This is a genomic window from Nostoc parmelioides FACHB-3921 (genome assembly GCF_014696625.1).
Classification (GTDB): Bacteria; Cyanobacteriota; Cyanobacteriia; order Cyanobacteriales; family Nostocaceae; genus Trichormus; species Trichormus parmelioides.
In genome coordinates this window covers 89,275-105,734 of the sequence record NZ_JACJQL010000009.1, presented here as the reverse complement: position 1 = coordinate 105,734, position 16,460 = coordinate 89,275, and the positions used below count along the sequence as shown (strand labels likewise).

Annotated in this window: 15 protein-coding genes; 5 read left to right on the top strand and 10 right to left on the bottom strand. The window is 41.0% G+C overall.

Going from position 1 to position 16,460, the window contains the following annotated elements; genetic code table 11:
• Window positions 1-22 precede the first annotated feature (22 nt).
• On the bottom strand, window positions 23-895 hold the full coding sequence (pheA, locus tag H6G14_RS08820) for a prephenate dehydratase (protein ID WP_190566924.1): 873 nt from the start codon (window positions 893-895) through the stop codon (window positions 23-25).
• Window positions 896-1,415: 520 nt separating this feature from the next.
• Here pheA and H6G14_RS08815 point away from each other — a divergent pair.
• The gene (locus H6G14_RS08815; RefSeq protein ID WP_190566922.1) at window positions 1,416-2,000 is read left to right on the top strand and encodes a DUF1997 domain-containing protein; all 585 of its coding nucleotides are present in this window, start codon (window positions 1,416-1,418) and stop codon (window positions 1,998-2,000) included.
• Window positions 2,001-2,078: 78 nt separating this feature from the next.
• Here the strand turns inward: H6G14_RS08815 and H6G14_RS08810 are convergent, their stop codons facing one another.
• From H6G14_RS08810 to H6G14_RS08795, 4 genes are all read right to left on the bottom strand, one after another.
• Window positions 2,079-2,756: a ribonuclease HII gene (locus H6G14_RS08810; RefSeq protein WP_190566920.1), complete on the bottom strand. Its 678-nt coding sequence runs from the start codon at window positions 2,754-2,756 to the stop codon at window positions 2,079-2,081.
• Between the two features lie 264 nt (window positions 2,757-3,020).
• Window positions 3,021-5,084: a ribonuclease E gene (gene rne, locus H6G14_RS08805; RefSeq protein WP_190566918.1), complete on the bottom strand. Its 2,064-nt coding sequence runs from the start codon at window positions 5,082-5,084 to the stop codon at window positions 3,021-3,023.
• 555 nt (window positions 5,085-5,639) lie between these two features.
• Window positions 5,640-8,279 carry a TIGR03960 family B12-binding radical SAM protein gene (locus H6G14_RS08800; protein WP_190566916.1) on the bottom strand — a complete coding sequence of 880 codons (2,640 nt, stop codon included), beginning with the start codon at window positions 8,277-8,279 and terminating at the stop codon, window positions 5,640-5,642.
• A 150-nt stretch (window positions 8,280-8,429) separates the two neighbouring features.
• Window positions 8,430-8,768 carry an STAS domain-containing protein gene (locus H6G14_RS08795; RefSeq protein ID WP_190566914.1) on the bottom strand — a complete coding sequence of 113 codons (339 nt, stop codon included), beginning with the start codon at window positions 8,766-8,768 and terminating at the stop codon, window positions 8,430-8,432.
• A 473-nt stretch (window positions 8,769-9,241) separates the two neighbouring features.
• Between H6G14_RS08795 and H6G14_RS08790 the strand changes: the two genes are divergently transcribed.
• Window positions 9,242-9,448, top strand: a complete 207-nt coding sequence (locus H6G14_RS08790) for a hypothetical protein (RefSeq protein WP_190566912.1) — start codon at window positions 9,242-9,244, stop codon at window positions 9,446-9,448.
• 216 nt (window positions 9,449-9,664) lie between these two features.
• Window positions 9,665-10,837, top strand: coding sequence for a pyridoxal phosphate-dependent aminotransferase (locus H6G14_RS08785; protein WP_190566910.1), 1,173 nt, complete (start codon window positions 9,665-9,667; stop codon window positions 10,835-10,837).
• 30 nt (window positions 10,838-10,867) lie between these two features.
• Here the strand turns inward: H6G14_RS08785 and H6G14_RS08780 are convergent, their stop codons facing one another.
• The gene (locus tag H6G14_RS08780; protein WP_190566908.1) at window positions 10,868-11,230 is read right to left on the bottom strand and encodes a hypothetical protein; all 363 of its coding nucleotides are present in this window, start codon (window positions 11,228-11,230) and stop codon (window positions 10,868-10,870) included.
• A gap of 266 nt (window positions 11,231-11,496) precedes the next feature.
• Between H6G14_RS08780 and clpS the strand changes: the two genes are divergently transcribed.
• Complete coding sequence (gene clpS, locus H6G14_RS08775) at window positions 11,497-11,778, top strand: ATP-dependent Clp protease adapter ClpS (protein WP_190566906.1); 282 nt, start codon at window positions 11,497-11,499, stop codon at window positions 11,776-11,778.
• A 181-nt stretch (window positions 11,779-11,959) separates the two neighbouring features.
• On the top strand, window positions 11,960-12,790 hold the full coding sequence (locus H6G14_RS08770; RefSeq protein ID WP_190566904.1) for a CPBP family intramembrane glutamic endopeptidase: 831 nt from the start codon (window positions 11,960-11,962) through the stop codon (window positions 12,788-12,790).
• A 13-nt stretch (window positions 12,791-12,803) separates the two neighbouring features.
• Here H6G14_RS08770 and H6G14_RS08765 read toward each other — a convergent pair whose 3' ends face one another.
• From H6G14_RS08765 to H6G14_RS08750, 4 genes are all read right to left on the bottom strand, one after another.
• On the bottom strand, window positions 12,804-13,700 hold the full coding sequence (locus H6G14_RS08765; RefSeq protein WP_190566902.1) for a beta-1,6-N-acetylglucosaminyltransferase: 897 nt from the start codon (window positions 13,698-13,700) through the stop codon (window positions 12,804-12,806).
• A gap of 244 nt (window positions 13,701-13,944) precedes the next feature.
• Window positions 13,945-14,919, bottom strand: coding sequence for a malate dehydrogenase (mdh, locus tag H6G14_RS08760; RefSeq protein WP_190566900.1), 975 nt, complete (start codon window positions 14,917-14,919; stop codon window positions 13,945-13,947).
• A gap of 157 nt (window positions 14,920-15,076) precedes the next feature.
• Complete coding sequence (gene ndhO / locus H6G14_RS08755) at window positions 15,077-15,289, bottom strand: NAD(P)H-quinone oxidoreductase subunit O (RefSeq protein WP_190566898.1); 213 nt, start codon at window positions 15,287-15,289, stop codon at window positions 15,077-15,079.
• Window positions 15,290-15,424: 135 nt separating this feature from the next.
• Window positions 15,425-16,258 (bottom strand): DNA-formamidopyrimidine glycosylase, encoded by an 834-nt coding sequence (locus tag H6G14_RS08750; protein ID WP_190566895.1) that lies wholly within the window; start codon window positions 16,256-16,258, stop codon window positions 15,425-15,427.
• Window positions 16,259-16,460: the final 202 nt, after the last annotated feature.

Here is a 16,460-nt window from a genome sequence, read left to right as displayed (position 1 = left end):
AGCAATAAAGCAGGAATCAATACTATTGATTGTTAGCCGAAAGTACACTGTAACTACCAAAAATTTTTAATACTTCTGTGTAAGTATTTAATTCAGCCAAAGCAGATTGCATCTGTGGTGTATTGACATCAGCTTCCAAATCAATAAAAAATAAATATTCGCCCAGCGATCGCTTTGTTGGACGAGACTCAATTCGACTCAAGTTAATATCCAAGTGGGCAAAAATTTGCAGTATTCTGAGCAATGTACCAGGTACGTTGGCAGGCACGCTAAAAGCAATAGAAGTGTGAGTGAGTTTTTGTAACGGCAATCGGTGCGTCATATCAGATTCTGCCTGACTGATTACCCAAAAACGAGTACAGTTTTCTGGATAGTCGTTGATACAACTAGCTAGTATGGGCAAATTATAAAGTTCAGCAGCTCTACTAGAAGCGATCGCACCTATTGCCAAATCATACTCTAGTTTTTCCAGCGCCTCAGTTGTTGAATTACTAGGAATCAGTTGCACATTAGGAAGAAACTCTCTTAGCCACCCTTGACACTGGGCTAGGGCTTGGGGATGAGAATAAACAGTTTTTATCTCATCTAAACTATTTGCACAAGAAATTAAAGCATGAGCAATAGGCAATACTAAAGCTGACTGAATTTGCAAACTATCTAGCTGCCACATGGTATCCATTGTCATAGTGACGCTGCCTTCAATAGAATTTTCTACAGGCACAACAGCTAATTGAGTTTCTCCTTGAGCTAGAGCTTGGAGCGATTGAGCGATGCTGGAATAGGGGTGTAGACTAGCTTCGATTCCAGTATTGTGAGTTAGCCATTTGCCATAAAAAATAGTAGCTTGTTCTGCATAAGTACCAGGTGGCCCTAAATGAGCAACAGATAATTTCATTGTGTTTTTGCCCATAGTTATATATTTAGTGTATAGACTTTATCATAAGTACAAATATAGGACTCATATTTGATTTCTGAAAAACCAAATTGGCTAGAAGCTTGCCATACAAATGTTTGTTTCTCAGTATACTTAGCAAGATTCAAGTATGATTCCTATAGAATATTACTATCAACAAGTGACTATGAACCAAAAATAGAGCCATTGTCTAGGTTGTGGGGGTGCATCGTCGCCATATCATATCTAAATAAATACGTGAACTAATATCAAAACTGTAGATTAAATTCGGTAATATCTAGGTCAAATGTATCTTTATTGAGAATAAAATGAGCTATAATCTATATACTTACGAATCGTAAGTGCTTTTGATTTAAGCATCCCATAATAGTAGAAAAAACTATAAATGCATCTAACTCAGCCTATCAACTATTTTGATTAGATATTTTTTTCTACAATAAGATCTATCGACTCATAAACTAATTAATAATAAAAATATTAAAACAATTACTTTTCGTAACTCATGGCTACCAAGTTCACTGCCTCACAATCGGTAGAAATTGCTGTAACAAAGCAGCCTATCCCTATTCAGCACTACTTGCGTCAGCCCCAACGTCTAGTTAATGCTTTGGTAGATCAAAACCGTATTCAGCAACTTTCTGAGGAAGTATTTCGGCTGAAAATGCGCCCCTTAAATTTCATGTCTTTGAGTATTCAACCTACTGTGGATATGAGAGTTTGGGCAGAATCGAACGGAACGATTTACTTGCGCTCAGTAGGTTGCGAAATTCTGGGTTTTGAGTACATTAATCAGCGCTTCTCCCTCAATCTAAGAGGGTACTTGTCACCATATCAATTAAATAGTGCCACTCGCCTAGAAGGCAGGGCTGATTTACAAGTGCAGGTAGATTTACCACCTCCTTTTTCTCTAACACCCAAGCCAATTTTAGAAACTACTGGTAATGGTTTGCTTAAAAGTGTCCTAATGACCGTAAAACAAAGATTGTTGCACCAACTATTAGTTGACTATCGTCAGTGGGTAATTTCTCAAACCCAAGAACAAGCCTTAGCTAATAATTCTCAACTGCCAATTTTTAATGTAGAGTAGTGGGTCAGTTGTCTGTAGCAAAAAACAACTGCTATTCTTTCTCTGTTAGAAGCAAAGAACGTTTTCATTCCCGATCAACTAGTCAAGTGATATTTGACAAGGGCGGAATGACTGACGGTGTAAGGGTGAAGCCCCGTGTTGTTCCAGGGCTAACAAATGCTTTTTGCTACCATAGCCCTTGTTACTCTTTAAGTCATACATTGGATATTTGGTTGCTAGACGCTGTATCAAATCGTCACGCCAAACTTTAGCCATGATGCTGGCGGCGGCAATATGGAGCGATCGCTCATCTCCCTTCACAATAGTTTGTTGTAAAATTGGCAAGTCTTGCACTGATTGATTACCATCTACCAAACAGAGTATGGGCTGTAATTTTAGCTTTTTTACAGACCGTCTCATGGCTAACAGTGTTGCCTGCAAAATATTAATTCTGTCAATTTCAGCTGTTGTTGCATAACCAATTCTCCAGTCTATAGCTAGCGTAGAAATTTGCTGTGCTAGCTGAACTCTACGAGAATGAGATAGTTTTTTGCTGTCTTTGATCTCGGCTGTCATCAGCTGAGGAAAAGCGCTAACTGGTAGTATGACAGAGGCTGCCACTACAGGCCCAAAGAGAGCGCCCCGCCCTACTTCATCAACTCCTGCTACCAAACCGGAAATATTCGACCAATCAGGGGACGACTCCAGCCAACCGGTTGGGTTTAGGGATATTGGCAACCTTAGATTATCAGTAGTTTGCTTCTTCTTTAGCATCATCAAAACTTACACCAATGGAAAATATCTAGCGGTTTGGCTGGTATCTTCCCATGAAAACAAACTCAACAATATACTATGTATGGTTAAACCCTTAGAAAACTCAGAGAATAGTAGCGCGTCTAATATCATCTGGTGCATAAATATCTTCGCTATTTCTGTACCTCTATAGTTTATTGATGCACTATGGATAGACGCGCTAATATGCAGTTAAAAAATGTCTGAAACTCTAGCTTAAATCTGTGGTTCTGCTTTACAGAATTAGTCTTAACTATCCTCCCCCGTATCTGTGTCGGCGGCGGAAGAACGACGACGACGGCGACGGCTAGCAGTGCTAGCGGCATTCACTTCAGATTCTTCCGTAGTTTCTGTTAACTTTATTGGTTCAGTTGCAGTTACCGGCACAGACTTAGATTCCAACTTTACTTTTGGTGTACTCACTTCAACACTTGGTGTTGCTTTGACCACAGGCTCCGCAGTTATTTCAGTGGGTATAGTTGGTGTTTGTCCCGGTTGAACAATGTTAATAATGACGGATTTAGGGTTTTTTACCTCCTGCTCTAATTTAATTAGTGGAGAAATCCCCATGAGAGCAAAAATATCTTGTTCTTCTGGGGTCATTTCTACAGTCTTAATCTCCGGTGGTTCCACCACCGGTTTAACTGGCTCTGTTTTAATGACTTTAGTCCTTTCCGCTCTTTCAATCCAGCCAGATTTTCCCAGGTTGGGGGTGGGTAACTCTGGTGGAGCGCTTAATTCTACATCTCCATCAAGGTCTAAATCTGACTCATTGATAAAAGCTAGTGGGTTAGCAGTAATTCTTTGTTCATCTTTGCCATTTGTACCATTGATGCCAATCCGACTGCGACGGGTACGGGCGCGACGTTTATTATTATCGTTCAGTTCTTGATAGCTAGGATGATTAATTAAATTTAAAGCACCCAAGTCAGAGTCGTTTTCAAATGCTTCGCCAAATCCATCGTAGGTTTCTCGCGGTTCGCTGATGCGTGCAGTTGGTAAACGAGGCTCTCGTGTAGGCAGAGATACAAAACGTTCGGGAATTTCTGCTGCTGGAGTGGGTAAGCGGTTCTCAGTTTCTCCGGGTAAGCGGACTGTATGTCCTAAACCACCGCAGGCTGGGCAAGTGTCACCAAACAATTCATAAATATTTTGACCTTGCCGTTTGCGAGTCAGTTCTACTAAACCTAGCTCTGTGAGTTGGGCAATTTGCGGACGAGCTTTGTCTGCTCGCAGGGCTTTATTAAAGTGTTCCAGAACTTGTAATTGGTCACGCCGCGATTCCATATCAATGAAATCAACGACGATGACCCCAGCGATATTCCGCAGACGTAGCTGGCGAGCAATCTCTGTTGCGGCCTCACAGTTAGTCCACAAAACGGTTTCTCTGGCTGTAGCCGATCGCGTAAAGGAACCAGAGTTAACATCTATTACAGTTAACGCTTCTGTTGGTTCAATAATGATATAGCCGCCAGAAGGAAGGTCTACTCTTGGTTTGAGAGCTTCTCGAATTGCGGCGTTAATCCGGAAATATTCTAAAATTGGGGAGCGATCGCGGTGATGGTCAATCAACAATCCTTGTGGTGTCTGACCGCCACTCCAGTTCTGTAAATACTGCTTGACTCGCTTCAAACCAGTACTAGAATCGACGACAATCCGATTTACATCCGCACCGTACATATCACGTAATACGCGCTGGATAAAATCATCGTCCCGATTCAGGAGTGCTGGCGCACGGGTTGACTGTGCCTCTTGTTGAATGGCTTCCCATTGCTTTTGCAGTACTTCTAAATCTTCGATAATTGCTTCTTCTGGTTTGCCTTCCGCTTCTGTACGCACCAGCAAACCCATACCGGCGGGTTTAATTAAAATTGCTAATGCCCGTAAACGGTTACGTTCACTTTCACTCTTAATCCGCCTCGATAAATTTACACCCCTACCATAGGGCATCAGTACCACATAACGGCCGGGTAAAGTGATATTACCTGTGAGCCGTGGGCCTTTTGTTCCTGTCGGCTCTTTCATTACCTGCACCAAAACTTTTTGTTGTGGTGCTAATAATTCCGTAATTGCTGCTGCTGTTCTTTTAAGTCGTAAAGGGCCTAAGTCAGTTACATGAATAAAACCATTACGTTCTGGATCTCCGATGTTGACAAAAGCTGCATCAATACCTGGTAATACATTTTCTACTACACCTAAGTAGATATCACCGATTTGATGATGGCCTGTGGCTACAACGAGTTCTTGTATTTGGTCTTCCGAAAATACAGCAGCGATTTGATGCTGCTCCGCGATAATAATTTGTTTTGGCATTCAATTTCCTCAAAAATCGGCAGCGTCAACAGGCTTGGAGGTTTGTTATCCCTCTCGCCCCTGCCAGCCTCCAAAGACACTGCTGGTAATAAAAATTGTGAAGTTGAGCTTCAAAATAAAAAGCTATTGACTGGGGAATTGCGTCGATACGCCTGATTATTCCAGAACGGCTGCATATTGTCTAAGCAAATAAATCAACCGTCCGTGGTTGATTTCTGATGTGATACCTTCACCATCTAGGGATTAGGCATTCAGCAGTTGTTTTAAAAGCATGGTGGTAGAGAAGCGACGGAGCCTGCTGTTAATCACTAGTTCACACGATAGCAATAAAGAGAGTGTTCTTTAATCTGCCTTAGTTTCTCTCGGACAAAATCCTAGACTTTGCACTCTAATACCTTTAATTTCGCTCCCTGATGATCAGGGTAATAGTGAACTAGATTCTTCTATGCAGCGCCAGAAAATTTCTCTTCAGCCTATTCTAACGCAACCTTGCTAAAAATCAATTCCCACGATGTACCACAGTAGAGTAACTACTAGCAAGTTACCCTTCAGAGATTATACCGCTAAAATTAGCTGATTGCGATGGATGTGTAGAAGATGAAATTCTTCTTTACCCGCTACTACTTCTAGCATAGATAAGGTTTGTTCGGGACGCAACAACACACCATCAGGGCGACAGCTACCCACATAACGCAAAACTGCTGTAGGTTCAGTTGCGCTCGCATGGGTTTTAACTAATTCCAACTCAAACAAACGTGAGCGCAGATTTACTAAATGGCTTTTCCCAGATTTGGTTGTCTGTTCGGACAAAATTTCGTCTTTTGCCAAAATCATATCAATCCAGTTTTGCCATTGTGTAGCATTGACCTCCCTGGAGGCTGCCACAGTAATTACATATTCTGCCCTATCTAATACTTGGTTTGCAGATGGGGATTTTAAATCTATCTGTTCTACACCATAGATTGGTATATCTGGTGGCAGTTCATCAACTAGTTTTTGCAGAAAAACATCTGTGTCTACTAATTGAGTTAATTCAAAATCCACAATTTCACCACTACTAGTAGCTCCCAAGGCTAAGGCACTAGCTGCAACAATCCGGGGATTAGGATGAAATCCTCCAGTATAAGCAACTGGTAGACTTGCTCTTCTGACGACTCGATCTAATAGACGCATTAAATCCAAATGGCTGACTAAAGCCATGTCACCTTGTTTGCCGAACCAAACTCGTAGTCGTTGGGACTTTGTGGTGTTGGGAACAAACTCACCGGCAAATTCGGGAATTGGCGGCGGTTCGATCACTATGTTGTGACCAAAGTCAGTGCCACAAACACCGCAGTGAGAACAACCTTCAAATGAACAGTCCGGAACAATTGCAGCTTCTAGAGCGCGTTGTAAGTCCTCTTTGAGCCACTTTTTGTCGATTCCTGTATCTATATGATCCCAGGGTAGGGGGGAATCTAGGGAGTGGAGAGGTAAGTTTGATTTTCCTTCATCTCCCTCATTTCCTCTACTTTCTGGGTCTTCTGTGTAAAACAGATTCCACTCACCATTTTCTACTAGGCGGTATTTCCAATCTAGACCGGCTTGAGCGATCGCATTTCCCCAGGCTGCAAAAGCTTTATCTAGACCTTCATACCAGGAGTCCATGCCTGCACCTAATTCCCAGGCTCTACGCACTACTTTACCTAAAGAGCGATCGCCTCTACCGATAAAGTCCTCCATTGCGGAGATGCGGACATCGGTGAAGTTTATCTTCACTCCCCGTAGCTGGCGGAATGCTTGCCGCAACAAGGATTGCTTGCGTTTAAATTCCGCAGTCGCCACAGAGTGCCATTGAAATGGTGTATGGGGTTTGGGTGTGAAATTAGAAATTGTAATGTTGAAGTTGAGAGGTCTTCTGCCTCTTTCCCTACATTCTCTCTGTAGCCAACTTACCGTTTCTGCAATCCCGAAAACGTCTGCATCGGTTTCTCCCGGTAAGCCAATCATGAAATACAACTTGATTTTATCCCAACCTTGTTCCCAGGCTGTTTTGACACCTCTTAATAATTCTTCGTTGGTTAAACCCTTGTTGACAATATCCCGCATTCTTTGGGTTCCGGCTTCTGGAGCAAAGGTTAATCCGCCTTGCCGTGTACCACCCAGGATGTTAGCAATATTTTCATCAAATCTATCTACTCTTTGGCTGGGGAGGGATAAGGAAATATTTTCATTTTTTAACCGATTTTTAATTTCCATCCCCACTGCCGGTAGAGACAAATAATCAGAACAACTCAGGGATAACAAAGAAAACTCACTATAGCCAGTTGCCCGCATCCCCTGCTCGATTGCGTCCACTACTTTTTCTGGTTCTACATCTCTGGCAGGTCGGGTTAGCATTCCCGGTTGACAGAAGCGACAGCCGCGAGTGCATCCACGGCGAATCTCTATTGTCAAGCGATCGTGTACAGTTTCTACGTATGGTACTAGCCCAATAGAATAAGCGGGTATGGGAGTAGCCACTCGCCGCAAAATTCGTTTTGGTACATCTGGACGTAGAGGCTGAACTGACCCCCTATCCGTCATCTGATAAAACTGCGGCACGTACACGCCTGGTATTTGCGCCAAATCGAGGAGTAGATTTTCTCTACTCAATCCGGCTTGTTTACCTTCTTCTAATACCAAACCAATTTCGCTTAGGAGTTCTTCACCATCTCCTAAGGCGAAAAAGTCGAAGAAGTCGGCGTATGGTTCCGGGTTTGATGTTGCTGTTTGTCCACCAGCAAAAATCAGAGGGTAATTGCTTTGTGAGCGTTCTTGCCAAGTGAGAGGAATCCCTGCCAAGTCCAACATTTCCAAAATGTTGGTGGCTCCTAATTCATAACTAAGACTAAAACCTAAAATATCGAATTCACTTAGCGATCGCTTAGATTCGACAGCAAATAAGGGTGTGTTTGTGGCCCTGAGTTTTGCTGCTAAGTCTGTCCCTGGTAGGTAAGCGCGATCGCATAACTGTCTTGGTTGGGCATTCAAGATGTTATACAAAATGATATGCCCTAAGTTAGATGCTCCGACCTCATAGACTTCCGGGTAGGTTAACACCCAGCGTATGACGGCGGTATTCCAAGGTTTGTGTACTGCCAGACGCTCGTTACCCAAGTAACGCGCTGGTTTTAAGATATCCGGTGTGATTAAACTTTCAAATGCAACAGTCACTGTGCTAACTTCGAGCTACTTTGATTACAGCTACTCACCTCCAACATTAGCATTGATTAGCTCTTTCAACAGGTTTTGGGGTAGCAACTTAGAACTCCGTTACACTAGGTGCCGCTAAACCAGTTTATTTGTTAATATTTATTGACTGTTTTAATATAGTTGCCTTACTACCAACTCTGCTTCGTGTTCAAAGATTTCAAAAATTTCATTGAGTTGGGTTAACTCAAAAATAATCCTGATTGCTGGAGAAACAGAGTAAAGCTGAAAAGCCTTACCCAGGTTCTGAGCTATTTTCAGTGCAGATACTAGAGCCATCAGTCCAGAACTGTCTAAGGATTCTACATCCGCTAAATCAACCCACAAGCCTGAGATATCCTTTTTTGCCAGTGTTTTGGTTAAGTCTTGTTCAAATTCTAAAGCATTAGTCGCATTCAGGCAGCCATGAGGACGGATTACCTGAATTTTCGGACACTTCAGTACTGCTTGCATATGAGATCCTAATTAGAGTTACTGAATTGTGGAGCTTGAATTTATTTGAACATAAACTTTTTGCCTTGGCATCGACCATACGTCCTAACTCTCTTTGCTGAATCTTTATGTTTGTTCCAGGTCTGTTTAAAGATTGTCATAACTTACTAGGGAAATGTGTTCATATATACTTTTTTTTCATGGGGGTTCCAAAAAAATCAACAATAGTAAGGATGCCCAAAAAAAGCAATCATTGAAAGTTGTGCTACGAAAGTTGATTTATTCGTAGATGCTACCTATGGAGACATATTTTGAGCAGCGATTTAAATTGTGAAATCGTTGTAAATCTTTATGTCAAAGCGTGAGTTAAATCAGGAAAGTTCTACTTAGTTTAATTGTGATCTAAATCACTCAAACAGCCATGACCGGATCACATTTTATACTTAATCATATCTTGGATAATTTAGTATCACCGAAATTTGGTTCATACACCTATGAAAACTAGATATGCAATTCGGCAGTTGGTAGAAAAAGCACTGGACATTAAAAAATTGACTCCAGAGATAGAAAACGAGATTAATTTTGAGTTGACTGCAATGGGTCACATCTCTGATGTTGACTACGAAGCCCTAGAATTATTGATGGCAGAGATGGATGCTGGTCGTGTTCAGTTAGTTCCTAGTCTAGGGTTAGGATATTAGATGTACTCATTACCTTGTTGTTTTTTCTCTAAAAAAATAATTACGCAATAATTAGTAACACCAAGTTAGAAAAATTTACATAATTGGCAACCACAAAAGTCGCCGTCACAGTCAAATTGTCATAGCGAATAAACAAAGGGCTACCGTGATTTAGCTACCTAGTGTGGCGTAAACTGTGCTAAAGAGCATCCACTTTTGCATTAGTTACAAGTTGCCATGCAGTTTGCTAAACGTTTAGAAAAAATTCCTCCTTATTTGTTTGCTGAAATTAACCGTAAACGGGAAGCACTGATTGCCCAAGGAGTTGACATTATTAATATAGGAGTAGGTGATCCTGATAAGCCAACTCCCGCTCATATTCTCCAGGCGATGCGTGAGGCAATTGATGATGCTTCTAACCATAATTATCCGCCTTACGAGGGTACGCAAGAGTTTCGAGAAGCAGCCGTGAAGTGGATGGAACGCCGGTTTGGGGTGACGGGTTTGAACTCCAATACAGAAGTTGTTTCTTCTATTGGTTCAAAAGAAGCCATACATAATACTTTTTTAGCTTTTGTGGAAGCAGGAGATTACACATTAATACCAGACCCTGGTTATCCCGTGTATAGAACTTCCACAATTTTTGCCGGGGGCGAACCTTTTACCATGCCTCTAAAAGCGGAAAATAAATTTTTGCCCGATTTGGATTTAATTCCTGAAGAAGTAGCCCGTAAAGCCAAAATGTTGTGGATTAATTATCCCAATAATCCTACTGGATCAATAGCGACACTAAAGTTTTTTGAAGAATTAGTAGCTTTTTGTCAGCAGTACAATATTTTGTTGTGCCATGATCATGCTTATTCAGAAATGGCGTACGATGGCTACAAACCACCCAGTGTCCTACAAATTCCAGGTGCAAAGGATATCGCCATTGAATTTCACAGTCTATCTAAGTCGTACAATATGACAGGCTGGAGGATTGGATTTGCGGTTGGTAATGCCTATGCCATTAAGGGCTTGAGTCAAGTCAAGACAAACGTTGATTCTGGTGTATTTAAAGCAATTCAAAAAGCAGCGATCGCAGCTTACAGCACAGATGAAGTAGAACTACAAGCTGTGATGTCAGTTTACCAAAATCGTCGTGACATTATTGTTAAAGGATTGCAATCTTTAGGATGGCCTATCGAACCACCAAAAGCTACTCTTTATGTTTGGGTTCCTGTACCGTCTGGATATACCTCAACTGAATTTACTGCTTTGCTGCTAGATAAATGCGGTATCGTCGTTCCCCCAGGGGTTGGTTATGGCGCGTCAGGTGAAGGTTATTTTAGAATTGCCCTCACCATCTGTGAAGAACGTTTATATGCGGCGATTCAACGGATGCAGGATGCGGGAATTAGATATTCTTAAGTCAATGGTCGTTAGTTTTTTCCTGGCTCTCTATTCTCCACTTGCCACTCCCTCCTGATACGCTTGCCAAAGTTGTTGAATAAATTGATGGAGTTGCTGCTTGGCTAGTGAGTCTGTTTCTGATTTTGGTTCTTTGAGCAAAACTTGACTCAGGAGGGTAATAACTTCTGTATCTAGGGCGTGTCGAAACAGGTTGATAGGCCAAAGCAAGTCAGACCCATCTCGCAAATCGGTTATTATTGGCAGTTCGGAAGTATAGGTTACTAGCAGTAGGGGACGAACCCAGCATAACTGGCGGGAAACGACAACTTGAATCACTTCTGCATACAGATTTTTGTCGCCATGCTCTAAAGACACAATTTGTCCTGGTTGAAAGTTGAGACTTATGTCCATAATCATTTAGGGCGACGGCAAGGATAAATTTGCAGGTTTCTTCTCCTTTTATTCTAAAAGTGAAAGTAGGATATTATGATGAAAATATGCTGTAGAACTACTGCTATATGCTCGGCAACACCATTTTGCCGAAACAAAGTATTGGCAAGAAAGTCTTTCATGACATAAAATTTTAATGAAAATGCTATAAAATGAGCAAATAACTGTTAAGCGATCGCTTAACAGAAACTGTATTGTAGTAACTCCAAAAACCAAGAGCAAAAGCTGTGTCAGTCGAAACCATTGAGAAGCGTTCCACATCCCGCAAGCTAGCGCCTCGGTATCGCGTTTTGCTCCATAACGACGACCACAACTCTATGGAGTACGTGGTGCAAGTACTAATCACCACCGTGCCGAGCCTCACCCAGCCTCAAGCTGTGAGCATCATGATGGAAGCCCATACTAATGGGTTAGCCTTAGTTATTACCTGCGCCCAAGAACACGCAGAATTTTACTGCGAAACCCTCAAAAATCACGGTCTTAGCAGCACAATAGAACCCGATGAATAATCGGTAAATCGTCATAAAGCGGGGCTAGGTAAAATTATCAGTTAGCTCAATTCCTCGCGGGTTTTAGAGGAATAAAATTCACGCCCCCACAATCAATAATGAATATTGCCAACGGCAAAGTAGGGATTACTAATGATGATGTCATCAGTCATAATCTGGAGTGCTGACTGATAAACTTCATATGAAAAACAGACTTGCTCTTTTAGCCCAGCGTCCAGCCCCAATTAGGCTGGGCTATTTTATACTCGCTTTATTATGTTTATGGCTACCCTTGGCTGCACCAATTTACTTATTAGTGCGTGATACTAATTTAGCAAGTATCTTGACAATGGTATTGTTATATGCAGAGTTTATTTTTCTGCTTCGACTGTGGGGTATTAATGTCTATCAGCAACCGCAAATACTTCAACAGTATGGTTTAGAATTCACGCGGCGTAACGGTGTAGAGATGGTGTGTGGTTTGGGAATGGGGTTGATTAACATTCTGATTTTATTCACCATTGAAGGTTTTTTGGGCTGGCTAAAATGGCAACAACCAACAATTTTATTACTCAAGATAGTTTTAGAAGGCTTTTTCGTCGGTTTGGGTGTGGGATTTGCTGAAGAACTGTTATTTCGTGGATGGTTGCTGGATGAGTTGCAAAGAGATTACAGTCCACCCTTGGTATTGTGGATAGATGCAGTTACATTTGCATCACTACATTTTATTAAACCAATAGAAGTCATTATTCATACACTACCTCAATTTCCAGCTTTGGTCTTGTTAGGGCTAACGCAGGTATGGGGTAAATGCTGGCGTAGGGGACGTTTGGGTTTACCAATTGGGTTGCATGGTGGTTTAGTATGGGGATACTACATTATTAATGTAGGAGGATTAATTCAATATTCAGGTGAAGTTCCTGACTGGGTAACTGGAGTGAATAACAATCCCTTACAAGGAATAATGGGGGTTGTGTTTATGGGTGTACTAGCATTGTGGATGCAAAAGCAAAGCCAGAAAGTACTTCAATAATTAGCCATTTCATTCAAGCAATATAATCATCTATAAACTTAATCACTTCTTCTGAGTTAGTGGCAAATTTCCTCGCAAAAAGTACTTCACCGTACCCACCTATGTTATGGTTGTAAATTGCGTCCATACCTTGAAAATTTTGCACTATTTCTATAGTGATATATTCTGGGTGCGCTGAATCACTCCACTTTGTAAAAGTAAGATTTGGTTTAACTTTTGTTATAAAATCGGAATTAGCTAATATTGTATGAAAGAATGATTCATCAGGAATTAGCGCAGTTCGGAAGAACTTTAATATTTCTGGGTTTCTAGCAATGAAATTCAATATATAGCTGCAAGCATCACCAGATAAAGCCCACCATTGGCTACCAGCATATGGTTTTAACTCACCTAAAGCTTTTTTATAGTTACGTCGCCAATGGAATAAATCGTTAATAACACAATTGATTATCCTCCTAAATACACGTAAAAATATATTTTTAGAGGAAAAGCTAATTCGATATTGATACAGTCTATTTAAATTTTTGGAGGCTTGTTCATTAGGTATTTCAACTAAATTTATAAACTCTGAACCTTTATTTTTTGCAAAAAAATATTTAATATACTGTGCATTCTTAAGAGGATAATCACTGCCACTAATTAATATTAAGTAATCAAATATTTGTGTATCTAAAGCAGTTTTCATTAAATCTATAGTAGCTTTCACCATAGAAAATTCGCCCCAGAATATGTTACTTCTTTCTGGAATAAAAGTAACTTTATTACTGCTAATCGTAGCCTGAAAAGGTAATATATCGCTCTTGTTATCTACGTGTACGAAAAAATGAACATTTGAAGTATCAAGAGAATTAATCAGTTTTTGTAAATGCTTAGGGTTGTTGTGTGCTAATATGAGATACGCTAAATTCATCGTCAATGTATCAACTATAGAAATAATTTTTATATTTATCAATCTACTTTGTGTTTTGCATATCTACGTGATTTAAGGAAATATATATTGCAAAAATCATTTATTCTCCCAATAAATTTAGTTTCATAAAACTAATAACATATCAATACTTATAAAAGATATATCTCAGGTAAGATACTCTTAGCTCATCAAGAAATATGAGTAATGAATATACTCATCAAGTAACGCTCAAAATTTATTGATATCAGCTATGCTGATTAGAATGCAATCGCTCAATATGTTTCCGCACCGATTGAGCAGAAATTTGTAAAGCTTCTCGTTCACTATCACTAAGATTTAATTCCAGTACACTCTCAATTCCATTTAATCCCAGGCGACAAGGAACACCAATCACTACATCTTTTAAACCATATTCGCCTTGCAGATATACAGACACAGGTAACAAGCGCGACTGATTCAATAAAATTGATTCCACCATCAAACTTGTCGCTGATGCAGGTGCAAAAAATGCGCCACCAGTCTGCATCAGTTCCACAATTTCCGCACCACCATTACGGGTTCTCTCCACCAACCTTTCTATTGTGGCTGCATCCAACAATTCTGTAATCGGGATACCGTTAACTGTGGCGTAACGAGATAGGGGAACCATCAAATCCCCGTGGCTACCCAATACCATCGCTTTGACATCCGCAGGTAATACCCCTAATTCCAAGGCGATGAAAGTTTCAAATCTTGCCGAGTCTAACACCCCAGCCATACCCATGATGCGGTTACGGGGTAAACCTGTGGCTTCCCAAGCTAAATAGGTCATCACGTCCAAAGGATTGGTGACTACGATAAAAATAGCATGGGGAGAGTAGGCGATCGCTTGCTTTGCCGCTTCAACAACAATTTTGGCGTTAGTTTTCAACAAATCATCCCGACTCATCCCTGGCTTGCGGGGAAATCCGGCTGTGATGACAGCGATTTGCGAACCAGAGGTATCAGCATAATTATTTGTACCGATAATCTGACGATTATGCAATTCAATACCCCTAGCTTCTAATAAATCTAGTGCCAATCCTTGAGGCATACCCTCAACAATATCTAATAGCACCACATCTGCTAGATTTTTCTCAGCAATACGTTGAGCTAAAGTGCTACCAACCCTACCAGCACCAATAATGGCGACACGAGGTAGACGATGCAAAATTGGGGGGGAGTCTGGAGAAGAAGACATAGTTCGAGTAGAATTGCATCCTTACACCACCCACATTAACAACTTAGATGAATTCGTAACTCGTAATTCGCAAATTGTAATTTGTCATGGAGTGAATTGGCTGGAAGCAAGGAAACTCAACATTAGTTAGCTAAAGTCTCTTCCCCTACTCCCCGCGTTAAAACGATTCAATTTGATCCAAACGTAACCAGATATTTGGCGTTGGTACTTGTCCAAACATTACCAGCGCGTAATCACCTTTGATATCTACGACTTCACCCTTAGTTTCAAACAAGTAAGCAGGAAAGCGAGTATCGCTGGCTTTCGCTTCTACACTATTTTCAAGTTTCTCGCGGATAGCGCGAACCATCTCGCCTTTTTTAATTGCCATAAAATAAATCCCCTCTATTTTTTCAATCGGCTCATAGAGGATTTTAGCTTGCAGCTGAGTACAAAAGTTCAACTTACCTGGAGTGCGACAGGTATCAATACTTTCAATGGAAACAATTATTTTCTCCCTACACCCCTAAACTTGACACTGGCGACAAAAATGGCTGGATCTTCCACCTAATTTGATACGCTGAATTACATCACCACAAACTTTACATGGTTCCCCTGCACGGTTGTACACCCAGGCGACACCACCATAATTACCATTCACCCCTTTGACATTGAGGAAATTACTAAAAGTCGTACCACCAGCCTCAATACTGGTTTCTAAAACTTGAATAATCGCCGTCCTCAAAAGCTCAATTTGCTTTAACTGCACGTTTGTACATAGAGTTTCTGGTAACACACCACTTTTAAACAATGCTTCGTCAGCATAGATGTTACCTAATCCTGCAACAACCGACTGGTCTAATAGTGCTGTTTTGATGGGACGGCGACGATTATGCAACTTATTTGCTAAGTACTCAACAGTAAATTCAGGTGAAAAGGGATCTACAGCAAGTTTGGCTAAACCAGTAATCACGCCTTCTACAGCCATTCCCGATGGAACCCACCACATTTGACCAAAAGTTCGCTGGTCAACAAACCGCAATTCCCGTTGATCCTCGAAAAAAATTCTTACCCGCGTGTGCTTGTGTAAAGGCTCATTTTGGTTTAACCACAGCAATTGACCAGTCATCCTCAGATGCACACCTAGCCAAGCGGCGGAAGTAGTGGAAGCAAGGAGATATTTACCGCGACGATGCCAAGCGCTAATAGAACTCCCGGTAATTCCATTAACAAAATCACCAACAGAAAAAGGGTGAGCGATGGTGCGATGAAGCAACACATCTCCACCCGTAATTTTTCGGTTCAGGGTTAGTTGGTTTAAACCCCGCCGCACTGTTTCAACTTCAGGCAATTCAGGCATTTAAGCTGATTGAGCAAGCTATGGGAATACTTTTTGGAAATCAAAAACGAGAAAGAATATAGACACTCTAAATCTTTGTTGCACTACTCAGGAGAATCCGTAAATATCCGCATGGCGGTTGGTATACGGTAGAGTAGGCTGATGTGAAGAATGAAAAATTATAATTTCATACTTCGTATCTATAATTTTACCCTTCCCCCAT

Bases quoted from the DNA above. Each gene is read 5' to 3' on its own strand.
- pheA (WP_190566924.1), bottom strand. From the start codon at position 895: ATGAAATTATCTGTTGCTCATTTAGGGCCACCTGGTACTTATGCAGAA.
- H6G14_RS08815 (WP_190566922.1), top strand. From the start codon at position 1,416: ATGGCTACCAAGTTCACTGCCTCACAATCGGTAGAAATTGCTGTAACA.
- H6G14_RS08810 (WP_190566920.1), bottom strand. From the start codon at position 2,756: ATGATGCTAAAGAAGAAGCAAACTACTGATAATCTAAGGTTGCCAATA.
- rne (WP_190566918.1), bottom strand. From the start codon at position 5,084: ATGCCAAAACAAATTATTATCGCGGAGCAGCATCAAATCGCTGCTGTA.
- H6G14_RS08795 (WP_190566914.1), bottom strand. From the start codon at position 8,768: ATGCAAGCAGTACTGAAGTGTCCGAAAATTCAGGTAATCCGTCCTCAT.
- H6G14_RS08790 (WP_190566912.1), top strand. From the start codon at position 9,242: ATGAAAACTAGATATGCAATTCGGCAGTTGGTAGAAAAAGCACTGGAC.
- H6G14_RS08785 (WP_190566910.1), top strand. From the start codon at position 9,665: ATGCAGTTTGCTAAACGTTTAGAAAAAATTCCTCCTTATTTGTTTGCT.
- H6G14_RS08780 (WP_190566908.1), bottom strand. From the start codon at position 11,230: ATGGACATAAGTCTCAACTTTCAACCAGGACAAATTGTGTCTTTAGAG.
- H6G14_RS08770 (WP_190566904.1), top strand. From the start codon at position 11,960: ATGAAAAACAGACTTGCTCTTTTAGCCCAGCGTCCAGCCCCAATTAGG.
- H6G14_RS08765 (WP_190566902.1), bottom strand. From the start codon at position 13,700: ATGAATTTAGCGTATCTCATATTAGCACACAACAACCCTAAGCATTTA.
- mdh (WP_190566900.1), bottom strand. From the start codon at position 14,919: ATGTCTTCTTCTCCAGACTCCCCCCCAATTTTGCATCGTCTACCTCGT.
- ndhO (WP_190566898.1), bottom strand. From the start codon at position 15,289: ATGGCAATTAAAAAAGGCGAGATGGTTCGCGCTATCCGCGAGAAACTT.
- H6G14_RS08750 (WP_190566895.1), bottom strand. From the start codon at position 16,258: ATGCCTGAATTGCCTGAAGTTGAAACAGTGCGGCGGGGTTTAAACCAA.